Source organism: Pseudogemmobacter bohemicus (assembly GCF_003290025.1).
Taxonomy (GTDB): Bacteria; Pseudomonadota; Alphaproteobacteria; order Rhodobacterales; family Rhodobacteraceae; genus Pseudogemmobacter; species Pseudogemmobacter bohemicus.
Map to the genome: position 1 here is coordinate 819,754 of NZ_QNHG01000002.1, position 21,084 is coordinate 840,837.

The following is a 21,084-nucleotide window of genomic DNA, read 5'->3' on the forward strand; positions in this document are numbered from 1 at the left end:
CCGCCATGCATATCCCATCAAAGGCCGAAGTCGTCATCATCGGCGGCGGCATCGCGGGCTGTTCGATTGCCTGGCACCTGGCGAAACTCGGGATCACCGATGTTGTGCTGCTGGAACGCAAGCAGCTGACCTGCGGCACCACCTGGCATGCGGCGGGCCTTGTGACGCAGTTGCGCGCCTCGCAGCGGATGACTGAACTGGCACAATATACCGGTGAACTGTTCGGGCGGCTGGAGGAAGAAACCGGCCAGGCCACCGGGTTCAAGCGCAACGGCTCGCTGCGGCTGGCAAAGACTGCTGCGCGCTATGAGGAACTGGCGCGTGGCGCCTCGATGGGGCGCAATTTCGGCCTGCCGGTCGAGGCGCTGACGCCTGATGCGATCAAGGAACGCTGGGCGCCGATCTCGACCGAAGGGCTGGTCGGTGGCTTCTGGTTCCCTGATGACGGCCAGGTGAACCCTGCCGATGTGACCATGGCCTATGCCAAAGGCGCGCGGATGGGCGGCGCGAAGATCCTTGAAGGCGTCACCGTTACCAAAATCCTGCATGAAAACGGCCGCGCCTCTGGCGTGATGACCGAATTCGGCAAGATCGACGCTTCGAAAGTGGTGATCACCGGCGGTATGTGGTCGCGCGATCTGGCGGCGGATATCGGCGTGACGCTGCCACTTCATGCCGCCGAGCATTTCTATGTCGTGACCGAAGCAATCCCCGATCTGCCGCGCGAATTGCCGGTCATGTTCATGGCCGATGAGTGGAGCTATTACAAGGAAGACGCAGGCAAGCTGCTGGTCGGCTTTTTCGAGCCGGGCGCGAAGCCCTGGGGTCAGCAAGGCATTGCGGAAAGCTTCTGCTTCGACGCGATCCCGGAAGATATCGACCATATCTCGCCCTATCTTGAAATGGCGATGGAGCGGGTGCCGGTCTTACAGAAAACCGGGATCCAGCTCTTCTTCAACGGGCCGGAGAGCTTTACCCCCGACAACCGCTACCATCTGGGTGAGACCGCCGAGATCCGGGGGCTGTTCTCTGCCACCGGCTTCAACTCGATCGGCATCCTGTCTTCGGGCGGGGTTGGAAAATCCATGGCGTCCTGGATCGCCGATGGCCACCCGCCGGTCGAGCTGATCGACGTCGATGTGCGCCGGACGCAAAAATTCCAGCGCAACCGGAAATATCTGGAAGACCGTTCGGTCGAGACCATCGGCACGCTTTTCGACATGCACTGGCCGGGCAAACAGTTCGAGACCGCGCGCGGCGTGCGGCGTTCGCCCTTCCATGACCGGATGCTGGAGGCGGGGGCTTTTATGACCGAACTCGCCGGCTGGGAACGGCCCGGCTTCTTTGGCACTGCCGAAGAGCGCGCGACTATCGACTATTCCTATCACCGGCCCAGCTGGTTCCCGAATGTCGCCGCCGAATGCCGCAACACAGCCGAACATGTCTCGGTCTTTGATTACAGCTGCTTCGTGAAATACCGCGTCGAAGGGCCGGATGCGCTGTCCGCGCTGAACCGGATCTGCGCCGGGGATTGCGATGTTGCGCCAGGAAAGATCGTCTATACCCAATGGCTGAACCCGCGCGGCGGGATCGAGGCCGATGTGACGGTGATCCGCGTTGCGGAATCCGAGTTCCTCGTGATCACTGTCGCGGTCTCGCAGCGCCGCGACATCAGCTGGTTCCGCCGCAACCTGCCCGAGGAGGCCCGCGCCCATATCAGCGACATCACCTCGGCCACGCCGATGCTGGCGGTGATGGGGCCGAAAGCGCGCGACCTCCTCAGCCGGGTCTCGCCCGATGATTTCTCGAATGAGGGTTTCCCCTTTGGTACTTCGCGCGAGATTGATCTCGGCTATGCGAGGGTGCGCGCCAGTCGCCTGACTTTTGTGGGGGAACTGGGGTTCGAGCTGTTGATCGACGCCGAATGCGCAGCCCATGTCTGGGAGGTGCTGGCAGAGGCTGGCAGGGGTCTCGGGCTGAAACCTGCGGGATATTTTGCGCTGAACGCGCTTCGGATGGAAAAGGGCTACCGGCATTGGGGCCATGATATCGGCGAGGAAGACAGCCCCTATAACGCGGGCCTCGGCTTTGCCGTGGCGCTGGAGAAACCGGGCGGCTTCATTGGTCGCGAGGCGCTGCTGGCGCAAAAGGCGGAAGGTCCCCTGCGCCGCCGTCTGGTGCAGCTTCGGCTGGAGGGTGGTGACGATGCCCCGATGCTCTTCCATTATGAGCCGGTGACCCGCGACGGCGTGCTGGTCGGATCGGTGATGTCCGGGGCATATGGGCACCGCGTGGGGGCCTCGCTTGGCCTTGCCTATGTCTCCCATCCCGAGGGCGTCACGAAGGAGTGGCTTGCGAGCGGCACATGGGAGGTCGAGGTCGCCATGAAGCGATACCGGGTCCGGGTGCAGTTCGGTTCCTGGTATGACCCTGGCGGCGCGAAAATCAAAAGCTGACCGACCACCCCGCGCTGACGAAAAAAATGGCCGCATCAGATGCGGCCACAGTTCCGGGATGCGCCTTGTATTACTGTCTCGCCAGCCCCTCCATGCTTGCGTTGCCACTGCAGGCGCGCGCCTCGGCGCGGGCTGCAACCAGAAATTCGCTGCGATCAGACGCACAGGCGAGGCAGATCGGCTGATGGCCCGCCGAGGGGTCACGGTCCATTTCATGTGCGATATAGGCCTGGTGGCAGTGATGGCAGCGGATGCGGGCTTCCCAGGGATCATCGACTTCCTTGCGGGGGTCGCCGGGTCGCTCCTCAACAAACCAGTTGCGCTGTGCGACCATCAGGGATGCTGCGTAGATCACAACCGCGATGGCCAGCGTGACCGGAGGCGCCCAGATCCCGCCGAAACTGCCGCCGAAGATCATCATCAGGCAGCCAGTCGCAGACGCAAGGACCCAGGCTCCAAGTCCGCCCGGATTGACCAGCGGCACCCTGCCAGGCCTGAATTCCAGCTGATCCGCTCTGACACCGCGCAGGCTGCACCAGGCGATATGGGTCATGGCAACGCCCACCCAGGCGACAATGATCACGCCCTGGAATTGCAACGTCAGCAAGAGATAGCCAAAGACGTCGGTGAGCATGACCAGGAAGATCACCACTGTCATGATCCCGACCCAGACCGTACGCGGCCAGGAGATTTTGAACGCCCGGGCAAAGAAGTTCTGCATATTGGTTGAAGAGAGGTAGAAATTGATCGTGTTGATCCGGGTCTGGCTGGCCCAGACCAGCAGCACGCCGAAAGGCCCCATCAGCGCCACGATGCCGATGATCGCCGAGGTCTCGCTCAATGCGCCCTCAATCGGGATGGTGAAGGTGATGAACATCCCCACGGCGCCATTGATCAGCAGCGTGACCACATAAAACGGGATCCCGAAGGTGATGCTGCCGTTGAAAGGCGCATCTTCCTTGCGGCCAAAGCGCGCCACATCCCAGGTCATCATCACCACGACCCAGACCCCCATATAGACGGTAAAGGCGAACCACCAGCCAGGGACGCCGACATCGACACCGCCAGCCGGCAGCTGCGTCAGCCAGGCTCCGGAATAGCCATGCCGCGAGATTGCCCAGATCACACAGGCCACCAGCCCGAAGACATAAAGCGGCAGCAGGATGCCGTTGATCCGGTCAAGCCAGGTCCTCACGCCGCGCATCACGAGGGGCGCGCTGTAGAGGCAGACGATGAAATACCAGAGGCTGATCGGGCCGCCGAAATAGTCCTGCAGCGCAATGGCGACGATCGAGCCCTCAGCAATGGCGTAATAGGTGATCGTGACGCCGAACAGGAGCGCGGCGAAAGTGGCGCCGACCTGACCGAAGACCGCACGGGAGAACAGGGCGACACTGGTGCCGCTGCGCGCGGCAAACCGCGCCGCGATGCTGCACAGAATGCCGTAGACCACTGTCGAGAGGGCGATCCCGATCAGGGTATTCACGGTTCCGACCGTCAGCGCGACCATGCTGCCGACAACGACCCAGAACATTGCGCTCATCAGCCCGAACCAGGCCATCGAAAGCGAGAAGCGCGAACTTCGCCAGCTGGGCGGCACGATATGCAGAGAGAAATCTTCGGCGGCAGCCTGGCGCAGCACCTCGGGCTCATCATGGTAAATGATGTCGGGGGCAGGATGTGTTCTGGCAGTGCTCATGAATTCCAGCTCCTCATTGGGTTTCTCTGAAATCGGAAAACCGGCTGCAGGCAGGGCAAAGGGCGGGGCCTCCAGGATCGTCAGGCTGGTGGCAGCGCCGTCACTCGCGCGTTGCCCCGAACCGCCCTGCACCCGGCCAGTCATGTTGAATGGGCGGATGCAAATCCAAGGGGGCGGTGGCAGAAAACCGGTATCCGTCTGAATTTCTTGTCTTCTGGCAGATCAGAAACAGGGCGGCGGTTCATCGCGCCGCCCTGCATTTGTCCCGGTTTTCTCAGGCTGCGGCTTTTACTCTTTCGCTTGCCTCGACGCTGAGAACGGCGAGGGTCTTGCCCCAATAGGGCAGGACGCGGCGCTTCATCATCTCGCGGAACTGGGCGGTGGTATTGGCAAGCAGCTCGCCATTGCCCCAGTCGAGGATGACGCCATATTGCCGGACGCAGTCCATCTCATTCAGCTCGCCCGCGCGGTAGCGTGCCGCGATCCCGGCCGCATCCACATCAAGCCAGCCGGGGCGCTCTGCCGCGATCCGGGCGCGTTCCGCCTGGGTTGCCGCAACGTCGACCTCATATTGTGCGAGATCGGCATCAACCACCCGGATGACCACGCCATAGTCGATCCGCGCCCGTGCGAGGCTGACATATTCGTCGGCAACATCGTCGCAAACGAGGTTCGGATCGCGCAGCAGCGGGTCGCCCACGCCGCCACCCCCGGCCGAAGGACGGCTGAAGACATCATCGAGCTCGATCGGCAGGTTCGAGAAGATCGAGCCGAGATAACGCTCGCGGTCCGTGCCCTTGTTCAGCCAGACGCCATGCGGGATCGACGGCAGGCCGCCCCACATCCCCCAGGTGACCGAGCGCTCGCGGTCGCAGCAATAGGAGACCACGATCCGCTCACCCTCAAAGACCGAGCCGCCCTTTTCCGCGCCAAGCCCGCCGCGGGATTCGCCCGGGCCTGCGGAATCCTGCACGAAATCATGGCATTTGGTCAGCACGGGGGCGAGCCGCTCCTGGCCCTCCAGCGGCTGGATCCCGTATTGCGCGCCAAAGACCGGAGCGGTGGCGTTGAAACCGTCGCGCCCGTTCCGGCCGCCCCAGCCGCCCGCCATCCAGTCATACCACATGAAATAGGGCTTCTTCTCCAGCCGGGTGTCGCGTCCGCCCACCAGCAGATATTCAAGATTGAAGGCGCATCCCATGGTGCGTTCGGGCATGATATCGGCCCAGAGCCCGAAGACCGAATTCATCAGTTTCTCGAACGGCCCGGAACAGAACCCGGCGCAGGGGCTGGGCCAGTCGGCATTCACCACGGTGCCCGGCTCGCCCACATTGACGGTGACCGCGCGGTAGAGGCCCGAATTCAGCGGCAGATCCGGGAACTGATATTTCGTCCCCGCGACGATCCCCGCGAAAGATCCGCCATAGGCCGCATTCAGGAAGGTCGAGATCTGCGGATGCGAGCCGGAGAGGTCGTAATGCGCGTGATTGCCCTCGATGGTGAATTTGATCCTGATCGGGATCAGACCTTCTTCGAGCTTCGGGTCCTGGTCGATATAATCTTCGGCATACCAGGTGCCATCGGGCAGTTCTGCAAGGCGCTGGCGCATCAGCACCTCGACCCAGTCCTGCACCTCGCGGAAGGCGATCTTGATGGTCTCGACGCCATATTTGTCGCAAAGGCGCTGGATTTCACGTTCTGCCACGGCGGTGGCCTCGGCCTGGGCCTGCATATCGCCGATCACATCGCCCGGGTTGCGGGTGTTGTTGGCGATCATCTTCGCCACATCTTCCAGCCAGACGCCCTTGCTCCAGACCCGGGTTGGCGTGATACGCAGCCCTTCGCCCATATGATCGAGCGCCGTGATGTTGAAGGAGCCAGGCGTCGCCCCGCCCATATCCGCCCAGTGGCCATTGGCCTGGGACCAGCCGATCATCTCGCCCTTGTAGAACATCGGGCGCAGGATGCGGGTATCGTTGAAATGGCTGCCGCCCCGGAAGGGATCATTGACGATGAAGACGTCGCCGGGATGGATATCGCCCTCGAAATCCTCGATCACTGCTTTGCAGGTGTAATGCAGTGTACCGACATGGGCCGCGATATCGCCGGTGCCCTGCATCACCAGATTGCCCTGCGGATCGCTGAGGCCGGACGAGAAATCCCGGCAATAGATCACGAAGGAGTAGCAGGTGCGCAAAAGCTGTTCGGCCATCTGGTCAACGATATTGACGAAGGCGTTGCGCAGCACCTCGAAAGTGATCGGATCCAGCTCTGATCTGAACTCTGTCAGCCGTTGCTCTGGCGGCGGCGGGAACTGGATGCCTTTGTCGGAAAGGCTGAGGGATTGTTTCTTGCCGGTCATGCCGGGGTCCTCCTGTTGGTTTGGGGGGAGGGCGCTTATGCCGCGCCGAGCCGGATCTGGATGTTGAGCCATTCGTCGATATAGGCCACGTCGCCGGGCGGGATGACGGTGGTGGAATCGAGCTGGTCGATGACGGCGGGGCCTTTGATGGTGACGCCGGCCGGCAGGGTCTCGCGGTCGTAAAGTGCGGTTGCCAGCGCGGTCGGATGGCCGTGGAACCAGGCTTCACGGCTGCCTTTCGGAACCGCCTGCGCATTCGGGTCGATGCTGATCTTCGGGAAAGACGGCTTTGGCGTGACCCCAATGGCGCGCACGGTCAGGCGGTAGATCTCGACCGGGAAATCCTCGCGGCGGAAGTTGTGGGCCTTTTCATATTCGCTGTGGAAGATCGCCAGCGGCTCTTCGATCGAGGTGATTTCCCCAGGCACCGGCACCGCGAGCGAACGCCACTGACCCCGGTAACGCATGTCGATAAAGCGCTGGAAGGTCATGTCGCCTGCCTTCACGCCGTCCCGCTCCAGACGGTTGCGGCCTTCCAGTTCCAGCTTGTGGAACCCGGCTTCGACATCTTCCGGCTTCGCGCTGGCCGCGTCCTCGAAATACATCTGGGTGACGTCATGCTGCACATCGACCAGCATACAGCCCACCGCCGAGGTCACGCCGGGATTGGGCGGCACGATGACCACGGGGATGTTGAGTTCGCGCGCAATATCAACACCATGCAGCGGACCTGCGCCGCCGAAAGCCACCAGCGCAAAGTCACGCGGGTCATGGCCCCGGGCAATCGAGATCAGCCGCACCGCATCGGCCATATTGGCATTGGCAACGCGCAAAGTGGCAAGTGATGCCTCGACCAGATCCAGTTTCAGCGGATCAGCGATCTTCTGCATCGCGGTCAGCGCGGCCTCGCGGTTGAGGGATTTCTTGCCCCCCGCCAGCGCTGTTCCGACCCTGCCAAGGATGATATTGGCATCGGTATTGGTCGGCTCGACGCCGCCCGCCGCATAGCAGGCAGGCCCGGGCACCGACCCCGCCGATTGCGGCCCGTTGCGCAGCGACCCCGCCTTGTCGAGCCAGGAGATCGAGCCGCCCCCCGCGCCGATTGTCAGCACTTCGATCGAGGGGAAGCAGATCGGATGGCCCCAGTCGACCTCCCATTTGTCGGTCATGCGGATATTGCCGGCCTCGGCCAGCGAGATATCCGCCGAAGTGCCGCCCATATCGAGGCCGATGGAGTTCTGATAACCACAGAGCTCGGCGAAATATTTGCTGGCGATGGCGCCGGCGGCAATGCCCGAGGCCGCCAGACGTGCAGCGTATTTCTCGGCCGTGGCGGGCGTCATCACACCGCCGCCGGAATGCAGCAAAAGCACATCGGCCTCATACCCGGCCTCGGTGGTGCGGCGATCAATATCGCGGGCATAGGGGCGGATGATCGGGGCGAGAATGGTATTGGCCACCGTGGTCGAGAAACGGTCATCCTCGAAAATCTCGGGATGGGTTTCATGCGAGGTCGAAATGGCAATATCCGGCCCCAGAACTTCGGCAAGGATTTCCGCCATGCGCAATTCATGTTCGCCATTCACATAGGCATTGATGAAGCAGACGGCGACGGCATGAACCTCGCGCTTTTTCAGGATCCGCGCGATTTCGCGGGCGCGATCTTCATCAAGCGGTTCCAGAATCTCACCGCGGAAATTGATGCGCTCTTTGACGGCAAACCGGTCGCGGCGGCGGACATAGGGGGGCGTGCCCTCTTTATAGGCATCCCAGGGATCTTCACGGGTGCCACGGCCGATTTCCAGAACATCCCGGAAGCCTTCGGTTGTCACCATCGCCACCGGCTTGAAATTGCGGGTGATCAGCGCGTTGGTGGCGACCGTCGTGCCATGGGTGAAAAGCTCGACATCCGCCCAGTCGATATGGGCGGCTTCGGCGCCATTCATAATCGCATCAATCGGGTTCTTTGTGCTGGGAACTTTTGCGACCGTCTGATTTCCATTCGAATCCAGCACAAAAACATCGGTAAATGTGCCGCCAACATCAATTGCAAGGCGCGTGCGCGCCCGTTGCGGTGCCGGGCCCGGGCCCGCTCCGTCCATGCTCATCATGCGATTCCTTTGATTTGAGCCAGGCAATACGTCCCGCGACATGCGGAATCGCAATGCGAATGGCTGCATCTGTGTTTTATTCTGAGAGGGAGAGTGGTTCCCGGCACGCTGGGCGCCATGAGAAACCTGCATTCTTTGTTGAATGCGCTTTACAAGACTACGCGATGAATATCTTCATCTACAAATGATTTTTTCTGTAATGCAGTCGCAAAGTGAATTTTTATAATTTCATATAAAACAAGACGCTGCATGTCTTTGTCGCGTGCTGCACTGCAACAGGCTACAAGCAGGTTGAATGCCATAAGGGAGTATTTCCGGCACGCCTCCGGTGATCGCATCTGTCTCCCGACATCTCGCGGGCCGAAAACGAATCAGGCAGAGCGGTCGGAGACGCTGATAGCAGCGGACAGATCCCCGGCGGTGAGAAGCCTCGTTGCCTCGTGCAGATCTGCCAGGTTTGTCGTATCGCCGCCGTCGCCCCAGCCCAGGCGGGTCAGAACCTCGCTCGAAATGGCTTCGACGGTGGTGCGGCGGGTCATCGCGAGTTGCCGCAATATGGCATAGGACACTTTTTCGGAATGCCCCTCGGCCAGCATGATCGCGAGCTTTGCGCGTTCGACCATCCGACAGGATTCCAGCTTGGCCTGTGCCCGTTCAAGACTGAGGCGAATGCGCTGTTCCCGCCGGTGGTTGTTCACTGCGGCCAGCAGGTTTGTGAGGATGCCGAAAGGCCGTATCGGCAAGCCGATCACGGCGTTGACCCGCATATGCAGCAGGCGGTCGATGGAGAGAGGGTTCTCATAGTCAATGACCGCAATGAGGACGGCTGAGGGGGTGTCGGCCTGCCAGTGAAAGGTCTGACTGCTCTCGATAACACGGTCGACCATCACGAAAATAATATCAATATCATCGGGATAGGTCTGCGGTGGCGGCCATATCTCCTGGACCTGGCAGCCTATCCGTTCCAGATGTGATCTCAGCGCCAGGCCATCGCTGTCCTGAGGCTGAACAAGCAGAAAGCTCAGGGATCGCAGATCCTTGATCAGAAAGGGCTGTTCTTTTCCGCTGGCAAAAGGCTCGCTTCGTCCGGGCCGCATTTCAGATCCTCTTCTCCGAAGAACGTTCACTGAATACGATTGCACAAGGTCACTGATCACCGACCGCAAGGACGGTTTATTGCCTCAGACCGGATATCCTGGGCCAGGAGGTTGCCTGCGCAGCTGCATCGGACGAGACGCCCATATCATCGTCAAATTCATAGGTGGTGCGATAGGGATCGGGGCGGATGGCTGCCTCTGTCTCGGCAACGATCTCGAACTGGCCATCGGCACGGGCAACCCCGATTTTAGGCCAGAGATTGCAATGCGCGTTCAGAGGATCGATGCTTATCAGGCCTTGCGGAGCCTCGAATGAGGCTCCGAGAATCCCTGAGCGGATCGAATTGAGGTTGTCAGGGTCACCGGTCCGCATTGCCTGTGCCACCACATGGGTCTGGGTATATGCTGCGTCCCAGCACATATTCGCATGTGGCTCTTCCTGACGCAGCGCCCTGTAGCGTGCCAGGCAGGATCGGTTCGTATTATTTGATTGAGAGGCAAAATAGCTTGCCGCTGTGATATGGCCAAGGGTTGCAGAGGCGCCGATCTCCCGGATATCGGCCTCGCTTGTGGTCAGGCTTGCCACCATCATCCGGCCGGCATCGAGGCTATTTTCAACATAGGCTTCGTAAAATTTCCGATTTGCCTCACCAACAAAGTTGTTGAAGATTATGTCGGGATTATCTTTCTTTATTTTTTTAAGGAGCGCATCAAAATCATTGGGTCCGGCCCTGTCGTCAAGATAGGTTTCGCCTGCGATCCGGCCGCCTCCGGATTGGATCAAATCTCCCATGATTCGCCCGGATTCGCGCGGCCAGACATAATCCGATCCGACGATATAAAGGCGAGGTGCAGGGTTTTTGAGCAGGTGGATTGCCAGAAAGACGCTGTTCTGATTTGGAACGGCTCCGAAATAGACGATATTGTCGGAATACTCAAAACCCTCATATTGTGCGGCATAGCACAAAAGGGCTGCCTCTCTGTCAACCACGCTCAGCACGGCTTTGCGCTGGCTTGAGGTATAGCATCCCAGAATGACCCGAACCTTGTTTTCGGAAATAAGCTCTGCGGCCATTTGCTGATATGCAGAGGGTTCTCCCATTGGGTCGCGTATGATGGGGCAAAGCATGCGCCCATTGATCCCACCACCAGCATTGATTTCTTCGACGGCAAATTCTGTTGCCGCCAGCATGCTGCGCTCGGTTACGGCAGAACGTCCCGTTTTGGAAAACAGAACTCCGATATGAATTGGCTGGTCGCTCGTCATTCGGCGCAAACCTTTCCGGGGGGGAACGGGCGATTGCATCGCAATCATAGGCCCGAAGAACCGGGCAGTGCTGGCCGGTTGAAAATGACCTTAGGGGAGCGCAGACGATGGGTCAATATTTTTGGTGGCTCGCGAAAGGGTATCCGCAGGCAGATATCGTTCAGGTCGGTCAGAACCGTTTGGACAGGCCGTGACAGAAGCGGCGGCCCCTGGGCCGCGTCTCTTTGCCGCCGGTTATTCAGACCGGGCCGCCTCTGTCGTTGCAATCAGACGGAAAGAATTATTTGCGAATCCAATGTATTATCTGGTCACTATGAGCCGCCCGCCACTGCGGGTCTGCAAGGCCTGGAACGGGCCGACTGCAACAAGGCGTTTAAGCGCACAGGCGCGCTTACGATTTGCCCTGACCTTTCCATGCCCCGGCGGGCGTGCCTGGCGTCATCCGCTCCGACAACGACCCGCTTGCCATTGGGCTCCGGCCAATGGCGAGTTGCATCGCCCTGGCGGTTCAGGACCGGATCACCGCCATCAGCGCCCGGACGGCTCACATCGAGCCCGGCGCACATTGGCGAGTGGTTTCTCCTGCTCGCCCGAGCCAATGACGGCCCGGTGCTCAGCGCGAGAGTGTCAATGCCCGCTTTCGCGATTTACGCCTGAACGGCACGGTCTTTTGCAGCCTGCGCGAGGTGCAAATCCTGATCCGGCAGCGGCGGCGGCACGCCGGCAAGGAAACAGCCCACAGCGCATTGGGCTGTCGCCCGCCAGCCCCGAAAACCGTCTTCCCGACGGATCAGGGGCCGTTCATGCCAAGACTTTCAGGCCGGACCACGCAGGTGGGGCTGATCAGCCTGCGGCCCTTCAGGACCCGCCACGCGGGGCGGCAAGCTCCTCAAGCAGCCTTGCGACGGCCTCTGCGCCGGGGTCGGTCCGGCCACGCAATTGCTCTTCGTTGATATAGGCAGAGCGCCCGGCCCTTGCGCGGAGCATGTCTGCGGTCGCTGCGGCGCCGGCGCGTGCCGCGACAGCGGCCGCCGGCAGGCCGGAAGTCGCAAGGGCCTCAAGCGCCGGGGCAAGCGCATCGACCATGGTGCGGTCGCCCTCGGCTGCGCCACCGATCTGCTGCATCCGCGCGAGGCCCGCCTTCAGCGCCTCGGGCATCGAGGCTCCGCCCGCCGCAGCATCGCCCGCTGCGGTGAAAAAGATCGCCAGAAGGACACCCGAGGAGCCTCCCATGGTCTGGCTCAGCTCCAGTCCGATGGCGCGGTAAAGCTGGGTGTGATCGGCCAGCGGCAGCTCGTCCATCGCGAGTTTCAGCGCCCGTGCCGCACCCGCAAGCGTCGAGCCGGTATCCCCGTCACCGGCGCGCGCATCCAGCAGGTTCAGATCGGTTTCGGCAGCAATCAGGATCTCGCAGCAGCGCAGCAGGAAGGCGCGTGTTGCGGCATGGGTCGAGGGCAGGGGTTTGATCGGTTTCAGCCCGTCGGGGAGCGCCAGCGGCACCACAGGGACAAGGACATTGATGCCGGGCCATGCCGGCGGCGCCACAGGGGCCGACAGGGCCACAAGATCCGCATCATCCATGGCCAGAACAGAGACCGAGAAGCCCCGCATATCCAGCGAGGTCATCAGCGCTGCCGGGCCGATCAGATGCGAAATCTGCGCCGCAATCGCGGATCTGCCCAGCTCATGCGCCAGCACCTGCATCTCAAGCACCGAGGCCCCGCCGAGATTGTTCAGAAGGGCCACATGCCTGCCCTCGGGCAGTGCGGCGGCCAGTTTTTCGACCACCATCGCCATGGCTGTGCGGGCGTCGCTGTATTGCACCTGCTCGACCCCGGCCTCGCCATGGATGCCAAGCCCCAGCTCGGCCTTGCCGGGCGGAATGCGGTCTTCCCTGGGCGCGCCGGGCACCGAGCAGGTATCAAGCGACATCCCGATGGAACGGATGCCGCCAATGACCCTCCGGGCAGCCGTGGTGACGGTTGCCAGATCAGCGCCGCTTTCGGCCAGCGCGCCTGCGATCTTATGGACAAAGAGCGTGCCCGCCACGCCGCGCGCCTGTGGCAGCTCCGGCAGCGCGATGTCATCACCGACCACCACCATCGAGACATTCAGCCCGAAGGCCCTTGCCCGTTCCGCCGCGAGACCGAAATTCAGCCGGTCGCCGGTATAGTTCTTGACGATCAGCAGGCAGCCGGCGGGGCCGGTGACAGCCAAAATTCCCGCCAGCACCGCATCAACCGAGGGGGAGGCAAAGACATCACCGCAGACCGCTGCTGTCAGCATCCCCAGGCCGACAAAGCCCGCATGTGCCGGCTCATGCCCGGCGCCACCCCCGGAGACCAGCGCGACCTTTGAGCGGTCAAAATCGGTGCGGACCACAACGCGGATATGCGGATAGCCATCGAGCCGAGCGAGCCTGCCGCCAGAGCCTGCAACAAGCCCGTCGATTGCCTCGGCAACAAGGTCTTCCTTGCGGTTGATGAACTGGGTCATTTGGGGTCCTCGCTTTCAGAGACGGGCGCCAGCGGCGTCGAAATAGAAGGGATCTTTCGGACGGATCCGCAGGCTGTCGCCGGGTTGCAGCGCAGTATGGGCATCGGTCACCGTCACCAGGTCATGGTCCTGACAGCGCAGATGCAACCGGGTCTGATCGCCAAGATGTTCAACCCGGCGCACGGTGCTTTCCGAACCTTCGCCCTGTTCGATCTGTTCGGGGCGCAGGCCGATGGTCGCGGCACCGGGGGGCGCCGCACCGAACAGCCCGGCTGGCAGGAGGTTGATCCTTGGCTGACCGAGGCGCGAGGCGGCATAGATCGAGACCGGGTTTTCATAGACCTCACGCGGCGGGCCGAACTGCACCAGCCTGCCATGATCCAGGACGCCGATATGCGTCGCCATGGTCATGGCCTCGATCTGGTCATGGGTCACATAGAGGAAGGTTGCGCCCAGATCCTGCTGGATGCGTTTCAGTTCGATCCGCAGGTCGGCGCGCAGTTTCGCGTCCAGAGACGACAGCGGCTCATCCATCAGATAGACCGAAGGCTGGCGCACCAGCGCGCGGCCGATCGAGACCCGCTGCATCTCGCCCCCGGACAGCGCGGTCGCTTTGTTGTCCAGCTTATGTGCGATCTGGAGGACCTCGGCCACCTCCTGCACCTTGCGGGCGATCTCATCCTTTGGGGTGCGCAAAAGCGGTGATTTCAACGGGAATGCGAGATTTTCGCGCACGCTCAGATGCGGGTAAAGGGAATATTGCTGGAAGACCATCGCCACATTGCGCTGCGCGGGCGTCGCGCGGCTGAGGTCCTGGCCGTCGATCAGCACCTGGCCGGCATCGGCCCGGTCAAGGCCCGAGACCATGCGCAAAAGCGTGGTCTTGCCCGCACCGGTCGGGCCCAGCAGCACGACAAAGGCGCCATCCGGCACGGTCAGGCTGACCTCCTGCAATGCGGTGACGGCGCCAAAACTCCTGGTGATGCCGCGAAGCTCGATCTCAGCCATGGGCCAGCACCTTCTCATTCCCGGCGGAGCGCAGCGCGCGGCCGGTTTCTGTCCCGAAAAGCGTCAGTTTGCGCGCATCGAACCTCAGACCAACGGTATCCCCCGCTTTCGCCGGGGCCGAAGCCGCCAGCCGTGCCTTGATCTCGCCATGCGGGGTGGCGAGCGTCACGATCTGCGTGGTGCCGAGATATTCCGTCGCCGTGATCCGGCCGCGATAGGCGGATGTATCGTCGAAAAGGACATTCTCGGGGCGGACGCCAAGGGCAAGACCGCCTTGCAGCCCCTCGCGCAATTCGGGGAGGTCAATCCTGGCATCCGCCAGCACCAGTTGCCGGTCACCCGCTGCAAGGCTCCCTTCAAAGCGCAGCACATTCATCGGCGGCGAGCCGATGAAGCTTGCGACAAACAGGGTGGCGGGCCAGTCATAGATGTCTTGCGGCACGCCGAATTGCTCGACCACACCGTGGTTCATCACCACGATCTTGTCGCCCATCTGCATGGCCTCCAGCTGGTCATGGGTCACATAGACCGTGGTTGCGCCCATGCGGTCATGCAGGGCGCGCAGTTCCTCGGCCATATGCTCGCGGAACCCGGCATCCAGCGCGCCAAGCGGCTCATCCATGAAAAACGCTTTGGGGCGGCGCACAATGGCGCGACCCAAAGCCACGCGCTGACGGTCACCGCCCGAAAGCCCGCCCACCGGCTTATCAAGGATATTCTCGATCCCGAGGATCTTCGCGACCTCCATCACCCGGGCCTGGATCTCGGGTTTCGGCACGCCTTGCGCGCGCAATGGGTAAGAGATGTTTTTGCCCACATTCATATGGGGGTAGAGCGCGAACATCTGGAAGACAAAGGCGATATCGCGCTGGCTTGCGGGTTTTTGCGCCACCTCCTCACCGTCGATATGGATGGTGCCGGAGGTCGGAAGCTCCAGCCCCGCCATCATCCGCAAGGTCGTTGTCTTGCCGCAACCCGAAGGGCCGAGCAGCATGAAGAACTCGCCGTCTTCGACGGTAAAGGTCGAGGCCTGAACGGCGGTGAAGCTGCCGAATTCCTTGCGGAGGTTTTCAATGCGGATCTGGGCCATGGATCACTCCGGGAAATGGCTGGTGATGATGAACATCACCGTGCCGACAAAGGTGACCATGAAGGACCAGGTGAAGGCCCACATCACAAAGGGCTGCATCAGCATGACGACGCCAAGCGCGATCAGGATCGAGGCCAGCATCTCCCAGGGGGCGCGCTTCAGTCGCAGCAATCCGTTGATGAAATTCGTCATTTTCGCACCGCCCCAAAAGTGATGCCCCGCAGAAGATGTTTGCGCAGAAGGATGGTGAAGACCATGACCGGCATCAGAAACAGCGTCGCGCCGGCGGCAACGGCGGGCCAGTCCTGGCCGGCGGTGCCGATGATCGTCGGGATGAAAGGCGGCGCGGTCTGGGCATTGCCGGAGGTCAGGAGCACCGCGAAAGCATATTCATTCCAGGCAAAGATCAGGCAGAAGATCGCGGTCGAGGCGATGCCGGTTGCCGCCTGGGGCAGCACGACTTTGTAGAAGGCCTGAAACCGGGTGTAGCCGTCGATCAGCGCCGCTTCCTCATATTCCTGTGGGATCTCGTCGATGAACCCTTTCAGCAGCCAGACCGAGAGCGAGAGGTTCACGGCGGTATAGAGGAGGATCATGCCCAGATGCGTGTCGGACAGCCCCAGCTGGCGGAACATCAGGAAGATCGGGATCGCCACGGCAATCGGCGGCATCATTCGGGTCGAGAGGATGAAGAACAGAAGGTCATCCTTCAGCGGCACCTTGAAGCGGGAAAACGCATAGGCCGCCAGCGTGCCCAGAAAGATCGACAGGAAGGTCGAGCCAAAGCCGATGATGACCGAATTCAGAAACCGCTCGCCAAAGCGCGACGGCCCCGCGATCACCATGTCATATTTCGCGACGATCTCGGCATACCAGGTCTGCGGCGGATTGGCGGCGAGAAATTCCGCCGTCTGCCTTGTTCGGGTGGTGAAGAGGTTCACATAGCCTTCGAGCGTCGGGGTAAAGAACACCTTCGGCGGATAGGCGATGGAATCGGCGGGCGATTTGAAGCCGGTCGCGATGATCCACAACAAGGGCATCAGCGTGATCAGCGCATAGGCGATGACAAGGCTGCCCGCGATCCATTTCTGGGGCTTTGACGGTTCGGTGATGGAATAGCTGCTCATCGGCTTTTCACCTTGTTCAGCGCTTTGACATAGATCGAGGCGAGGCCGAAGACCGTCACGAAAAGGATGATCGCATAGGCCGAGGAATAGCCGGTGCGCCATTTCTCGAACGCTTCGCGCTTGAGGTTGATCGAGGTGACCTCGGTGGTGTTGCCGGGGCCGCCTCCGGTCAGCTGGACAACAAGGTCGAACATCTTGAAGTTCTCGATGCCCCGGAACAGCACCGCGAGCATCAGGAAGGGCAGCACCATCGGGACCGTGATCGTCCAGAATTGCCGCCATTTCGAGGCGCGATCACATTCGGCGGCCTCATAGATCGATTCCGGGATCGACCGCAGCCCGGCAAGGCAGATCAGCATGACGAAAGGCGTCCACATCCAGGTATCGACGATGATGATCGCCCAGGGGGCCAGCCGCACATCGGCGATCATCGAAAAGCTCGACGGATCAGCGCCCGACAGGAAGCCTACGACATAGTTGAAAAGCCCGATTTGCGGCTGGTAGAGGAAGGTCCAGAAATTGCCGACCACGGCAGGGGACAGCATCATCGGCAGCACGATGATCGTGGTCCAGAGGTCATTGCCGCGGAATTTGCGGTTGATCAGCCAGGCGAGGGTGAAGCCGATCAGGATCTGCAGCGCCAGCGTCCAGAACAGGAAATGCGCGGTGGCCTGCATCGTCTCCCATATGCCGGAATCGTTCAGGATCCGCTGGTAATTCCTCAGCCCGACCCATTCCACCGGCTCATTCGGGCGGTTGACCCGCATGTTCGTGAAGGAAAGCCTCAGCGTCCAGATCAGCGGAAAGATGTTGATCGCAAGCAAGAGGAAGATGGTCGGCGCCACGAATATCCAGGCAATGGCCCGGTCTGACAGGCCCGTCAGCCTGCGTGCGACCGGCCCGGGAGTGGCCCGCGCGACGCGATCCGGCGATGTCCTGGACATCGGCAGTCCTTTCGGTTGGAGCAGGGTGCAGAGCCCCGTGACGCCGGGGCCCTGCCGAGGCAGGCTTAAAGCTTGCCTTCGTCTTCAAATACTTCGGTCCAGTCCTCGACCAGACCATCCAGCGCCTCTTGTGCGGTGCCGTTGCCGGCGATCACATAGTTATGGACGCGTTGCTGCATCGACAGGAGAAGCGAGGCATAGGAGGGGTCAGCCCAGAAATCCTTCACGATGGCCATAGAGTCGAGGAAGGTCTGCGCATAGGGCTGGCTGGTGGCAAAACCGGGGTCTTCCACCACCGATTTCAGCGCAGAATAGCCGCCGAGGCTCCACCATTTCTTTTGCACATCTTCCTGGGCGAACCATTTGATATAGGCCAGCGCCGCATCCGGGCTGTCGGTATTTGAGACGACTGAAATCCCCTGACCGCCAAGCTGCGCGAAATGGCCGCCGGGGCCGGGCGGATTGACGAAATAGCCCGAGCGGTCGCCGCCGACATTGGCATCAGCATTCACGCCGGGCCAGATGAAGGCGAAGTTCATCTGCATCGCGACCTGGCCGGATTTATAGGCGTCGATATTTTCCGACATATACCAGTCGGACGACCCGGGCGGCACGCAGCAATCATAGAGCGATTTGTAGAACTCCAGCCCCTCAGCCGCCTGGGCGGAGTTGACGAAGCCCGCAAGATCATAGGGTTTTTCCGGGTTCTGATATTCAAACCCGTAATTATAGAGGATGTTCGTCACCCCCATGGTGATCCCCTCGGAGCCGCGCTCGGTATAGATCGCGGCGCCGTAAACGGTTTTGCCGTCGATATCGCGGCCCTGGAAGAATTCGGCAATCTGTTTGAGTTCATCGAGACTGGCGGGCGGGGCGAGGTCGCGGCCGTATTTCTCTTTGAATTCCGCCTGCAGCTCGGGGCGGGCGAACCAGTCCTTGCGATAGGTCCAGCCGACGACATCGCCAAAGGCCGGCAGTGCCCAGTAATTCGGTGTGCCCTTGGGCCATTCGGAATAGCCTGCAACGGTTGCGGGGATGAAGTCATCCATCGAGATGCCTTCGGCGGCGAAGAAGTCATTCAGCTTGAGATACTGGCCGTTCTCTGCCGCGCCACCGATCCACTGGCTGTCACCGATCATCAGATCGCAAAGCTTGCCGCCCGAGTTCAGCTCATTGAGCATGCGGTCGGCGAAATTGGGCCAGGGCACGAATTCGAAACTCATCTTATGGCCGGATTGCGCCTCGAAATCCCTGGACAGCTCGATCAGCGCATTGGCCGGATCCCAGGCGGCCCAGCAGAGCGTCAGATCATCGGCCTGGGCCGCGCCCGCCGCGCCAAAGGACAAAGCGGCTGCGGCGACGGAATATTTCAGTCGGTTCTTCATGGAAATTCCTCCCCGGAATGGCGCGACCTCCCCGTCGCGACTCTCTTGTGGAATATTGCTACATGAGGTGCGTGCCTCATGGCAAGAAAGATATGAGGTGCGTACCTCATGTTTCTTGCAATCCCGCTGCGCCGATGCCAGAACAGGCGCTGACGGTGACAGCCGTGCCGGCCCGAAGGAGTAAGCAACCGGTGTTGCGCCCCACGACAAAAGATCTGGCAAAAGCCGCCGGCGTCAGCCTTGCCACCGTTGACCGGGTTCTGAACGGGCGCCCCGGTGTGCGGGAAGAGACCGTTACGGCGGTGAATACGGCGATCACCCGGCTTGGCTTCGTGCGCAATCTTTCGGCGGCAAATCTCGCGCGGAGCCGGGTCTATCGTCTCGCCTTTCTGTTGCCGGCCGAGGGCGACCAGTTCCTTGCCACGGTTGAGAACCACATCGTCGAGGCAGCAAAGAGCTTTGAAACCGAAGGGATTCAGGTCTCGCTGCGGCGCGTGCTCGGCAAAGATCCGCATCAGATCGCGACGCTTCTGGCCACAATCACCCCGGATGATCTTGACGGTGTCTCGATCCTTGCGCCGGAATCGCCGCAGTTGCGCGATGCCACCGCGCGGCTGCGCGAAAGAGGCGTGGCGGTGGTGCGTTTACTGGCCGGTGTGGCGCAGGCTGATGGCACCGATGTGGTTGGTATCGACAACCGGGCCGCAGGTGCCACTGCCGCGCGGCTGATCGGGCGGTTTTGTGCTGCAAGCCCCGGGCAGATCCTGGTGATCGCCGATACAATGAACGCCCGCGACAGTGTCGAGCGCCGCCAGGGTTTCGACCGCGTCATCACGCATGATTTTCCGGGCATGGTGGCGCTCCCTTCGCTTGAGACCCATGGCGACCCTGAGCGGACCCGGGCGATTCTGAGCAATTCGCTGGCAAACCATCCGGGGATCACCGCCGCCTATGTGCTCAGCGCCGAGGCCCGGCTGCCGCTGGAAGTGCTGGCGCAAATGCCGGGTCCTGTCCGCCGGGTGACCATCGCCCATGAGCGGACGGCTTTCACTGAACGTTTGCTGCTTGGGGGCGGGCTTGACGCAGTGATCGCACAGAATGCGGGTCATTTGGTTCGCAGCGCGATCCGTGTCCTGCGCGCGCGTTGCGACGGGCGGGCGCCGATCGCCTCGCAAGAAGAGATCCGCATCGAAATCCTTCTCCCCGATAATCTTGGCAATGCAGCGCATCAAGGGGGGCTGCGGCTCGCCTCTTCCGGCGGAGCGTGAAGGGGCCTGACCCGGCCGGAGGCCACTGTGATCCATTTTGACTGTCTGACGGTGAAGGCCTGGCGAGGTGCTGGCCTCAGCGCCCAATGATTGCGAAACCGCGCGGTTTTTGCGCGACAGGCCGAGCGATGCGGGCCAGTCGCAGCTCAGCCCTGAATCCTGCCGTACATCCTCCGCTTGTGCTCCGGGCTTCGGGTCAGCCCCCCGAGGTAGGCCTGACGGATGGCGGTGACCGGGATACGGTCGCGCTACTGCTTCGGGATCCGTGGTGAACGGGCGATTGTGGCCGGCAGCCCGGCCAGACCAGCGGCCCGGGTGCGGTCGGTTTGCGCCATCAGGCGCTCCGGTTCTCTATTCGCCAGGGCCGCGCGAAATGACTGGAACGGAGCGTTTTTCCGCCCCCTCGCTGACAATGAACCACAGCATGATCCCGGTGCCGGGTGCTGTCCTGTAACATCTGGCGCCCTAATCCGTTGTCGAGGCATGGGGCGCGTTCGGGCGCTTCCTGCCAGGACAGTCGATTTCGGCTGTTCGGGGGATCGGGTCCGGTCGTGGTGGTCTGTTGTCAGCGCCGGGGCCACCAGAACCGTTTTCGCCATGCAGTCCTCAGGCCTTTGGCCGGGCGCTTTTTAATCAAGGTGCGACCCCGACCGAAATGCGGTCGACCCGGTCCTGGTCATCCGGCAATGTGAGGCCGTTTCGGACTGGAAGAGAGTCGATGCCATCATCCTGCGCGCAATCCTGCATTCCTGCATTTCAGCAGGCGGTCAGGGC

General features: G+C 61.6%; 14 protein-coding genes. 2 read left to right on the forward strand and 12 right to left on the reverse strand.

Annotation, left to right across the window (positions count from 1 at the left end):
* The first annotated feature begins 5 nt into the window (after nucleotides 1-5).
* A complete protein-coding gene (locus DRF71_RS11900) occupies nucleotides 6-2,456 on the forward strand; it encodes a GcvT family protein (RefSeq protein WP_112310734.1) in 2,451 nt (816 codons plus the stop codon).
* Between the two features lie 70 nt (nucleotides 2,457-2,526).
* Here the strand turns inward: DRF71_RS11900 and DRF71_RS11905 are convergent, their stop codons facing one another.
* From DRF71_RS11905 to DRF71_RS11960, 12 genes are all read right to left on the reverse strand, one after another.
* Entirely contained in the window at nucleotides 2,527-4,155 is a 1,629-nt protein-coding gene (locus tag DRF71_RS11905; protein ID WP_112311293.1) for a purine-cytosine permease family protein, read from the reverse strand.
* 274 nt (nucleotides 4,156-4,429) lie between these two features.
* On the reverse strand, nucleotides 4,430-6,517 hold the full coding sequence (locus DRF71_RS11910; protein WP_112310735.1) for a hydantoinase B/oxoprolinase family protein: 2,088 nt from the start codon (nucleotides 6,515-6,517) through the stop codon (nucleotides 4,430-4,432).
* 35 nt (nucleotides 6,518-6,552) lie between these two features.
* On the reverse strand, nucleotides 6,553-8,625 hold the full coding sequence (locus tag DRF71_RS11915) for a hydantoinase/oxoprolinase family protein (RefSeq protein ID WP_232831474.1): 2,073 nt from the start codon (nucleotides 8,623-8,625) through the stop codon (nucleotides 6,553-6,555).
* 374 nt (nucleotides 8,626-8,999) lie between these two features.
* Nucleotides 9,000-9,785 carry an ANTAR domain-containing response regulator gene (locus tag DRF71_RS11920; RefSeq protein WP_232831523.1) on the reverse strand — a complete coding sequence of 262 codons (786 nt, stop codon included), beginning with the start codon at nucleotides 9,783-9,785 and terminating at the stop codon, nucleotides 9,000-9,002.
* 16 nt (nucleotides 9,786-9,801) lie between these two features.
* A complete protein-coding gene (locus tag DRF71_RS11925) occupies nucleotides 9,802-10,992 on the reverse strand; it encodes a transporter substrate-binding domain-containing protein (protein WP_157971054.1) in 1,191 nt (396 codons plus the stop codon).
* 858 nt (nucleotides 10,993-11,850) lie between these two features.
* Complete coding sequence (locus DRF71_RS11930) at nucleotides 11,851-13,488, reverse strand: dihydroxyacetone kinase subunit DhaK (RefSeq protein ID WP_112310739.1); 1,638 nt, start codon at nucleotides 13,486-13,488, stop codon at nucleotides 11,851-11,853.
* 15 nt (nucleotides 13,489-13,503) lie between these two features.
* The gene (locus tag DRF71_RS11935) at nucleotides 13,504-14,496 is read right to left on the reverse strand and encodes an ABC transporter ATP-binding protein (protein WP_112310740.1); all 993 of its coding nucleotides are present in this window, start codon (nucleotides 14,494-14,496) and stop codon (nucleotides 13,504-13,506) included.
* Entirely contained in the window at nucleotides 14,489-15,586 is a 1,098-nt protein-coding gene (locus tag DRF71_RS11940) for an ABC transporter ATP-binding protein (protein WP_112310741.1), read from the reverse strand. The genes DRF71_RS11935 and DRF71_RS11940 overlap by 8 nt, the downstream gene beginning before the upstream one ends.
* Nucleotides 15,587-15,589: 3 nt before the next feature.
* Nucleotides 15,590-15,778, reverse strand: coding sequence for a hypothetical protein (locus DRF71_RS11945; RefSeq protein WP_112310742.1), 189 nt, complete (start codon nucleotides 15,776-15,778; stop codon nucleotides 15,590-15,592).
* Nucleotides 15,775-16,713 carry a carbohydrate ABC transporter permease gene (locus DRF71_RS11950; RefSeq protein ID WP_112310743.1) on the reverse strand — a complete coding sequence of 313 codons (939 nt, stop codon included), beginning with the start codon at nucleotides 16,711-16,713 and terminating at the stop codon, nucleotides 15,775-15,777. The genes DRF71_RS11945 and DRF71_RS11950 overlap by 4 nt, the downstream gene beginning before the upstream one ends.
* A complete protein-coding gene (locus DRF71_RS11955) occupies nucleotides 16,710-17,657 on the reverse strand; it encodes a carbohydrate ABC transporter permease (RefSeq protein ID WP_112310744.1) in 948 nt (315 codons plus the stop codon). The genes DRF71_RS11950 and DRF71_RS11955 overlap by 4 nt, the downstream gene beginning before the upstream one ends.
* Nucleotides 17,658-17,722: 65 nt before the next feature.
* Nucleotides 17,723-19,042 (reverse strand): ABC transporter substrate-binding protein, encoded by a 1,320-nt coding sequence (locus tag DRF71_RS11960; protein ID WP_112310745.1) that lies wholly within the window; start codon nucleotides 19,040-19,042, stop codon nucleotides 17,723-17,725.
* A gap of 191 nt (nucleotides 19,043-19,233) precedes the next feature.
* Here DRF71_RS11960 and DRF71_RS11965 point away from each other — a divergent pair, with 191 nt between their 5' ends.
* Complete coding sequence (locus DRF71_RS11965; protein WP_408634531.1) at nucleotides 19,234-20,310, forward strand: LacI family DNA-binding transcriptional regulator; 1,077 nt, start codon at nucleotides 19,234-19,236, stop codon at nucleotides 20,308-20,310.
* The last annotated feature ends 774 nt before the right edge of the window (nucleotides 20,311-21,084 follow it).

Excerpts from the sequence above, each read along its gene's own strand:
- DRF71_RS11900 (WP_112310734.1), top strand. The coding sequence starts at position 6 with ATGCATATCCCATCAAAGGCCGAAGTCGTCATCATCGGCGGCGGCATC.
- DRF71_RS11905 (WP_112311293.1), bottom strand. The coding sequence starts at position 4,155 with ATGAGCACTGCCAGAACACATCCTGCCCCCGACATCATTTACCATGAT.
- DRF71_RS11910 (WP_112310735.1), bottom strand. The coding sequence starts at position 6,517 with ATGACCGGCAAGAAACAATCCCTCAGCCTTTCCGACAAAGGCATCCAG.
- DRF71_RS11915 (WP_232831474.1), bottom strand. The coding sequence starts at position 8,625 with ATGAGCATGGACGGAGCGGGCCCGGGCCCGGCACCGCAACGGGCGCGC.
- DRF71_RS11925 (WP_157971054.1), bottom strand. The coding sequence starts at position 10,992 with ATGACGAGCGACCAGCCAATTCATATCGGAGTTCTGTTTTCCAAAACG.
- DRF71_RS11930 (WP_112310739.1), bottom strand. The coding sequence starts at position 13,488 with ATGACCCAGTTCATCAACCGCAAGGAAGACCTTGTTGCCGAGGCAATC.
- DRF71_RS11935 (WP_112310740.1), bottom strand. The coding sequence starts at position 14,496 with ATGGCTGAGATCGAGCTTCGCGGCATCACCAGGAGTTTTGGCGCCGTC.
- DRF71_RS11940 (WP_112310741.1), bottom strand. The coding sequence starts at position 15,586 with ATGGCCCAGATCCGCATTGAAAACCTCCGCAAGGAATTCGGCAGCTTC.
- DRF71_RS11945 (WP_112310742.1), bottom strand. The coding sequence starts at position 15,778 with ATGACGAATTTCATCAACGGATTGCTGCGACTGAAGCGCGCCCCCTGG.
- DRF71_RS11950 (WP_112310743.1), bottom strand. The coding sequence starts at position 16,713 with ATGAGCAGCTATTCCATCACCGAACCGTCAAAGCCCCAGAAATGGATC.
- DRF71_RS11955 (WP_112310744.1), bottom strand. The coding sequence starts at position 17,657 with ATGTCCAGGACATCGCCGGATCGCGTCGCGCGGGCCACTCCCGGGCCG.
- DRF71_RS11960 (WP_112310745.1), bottom strand. The coding sequence starts at position 19,042 with ATGAAGAACCGACTGAAATATTCCGTCGCCGCAGCCGCTTTGTCCTTT.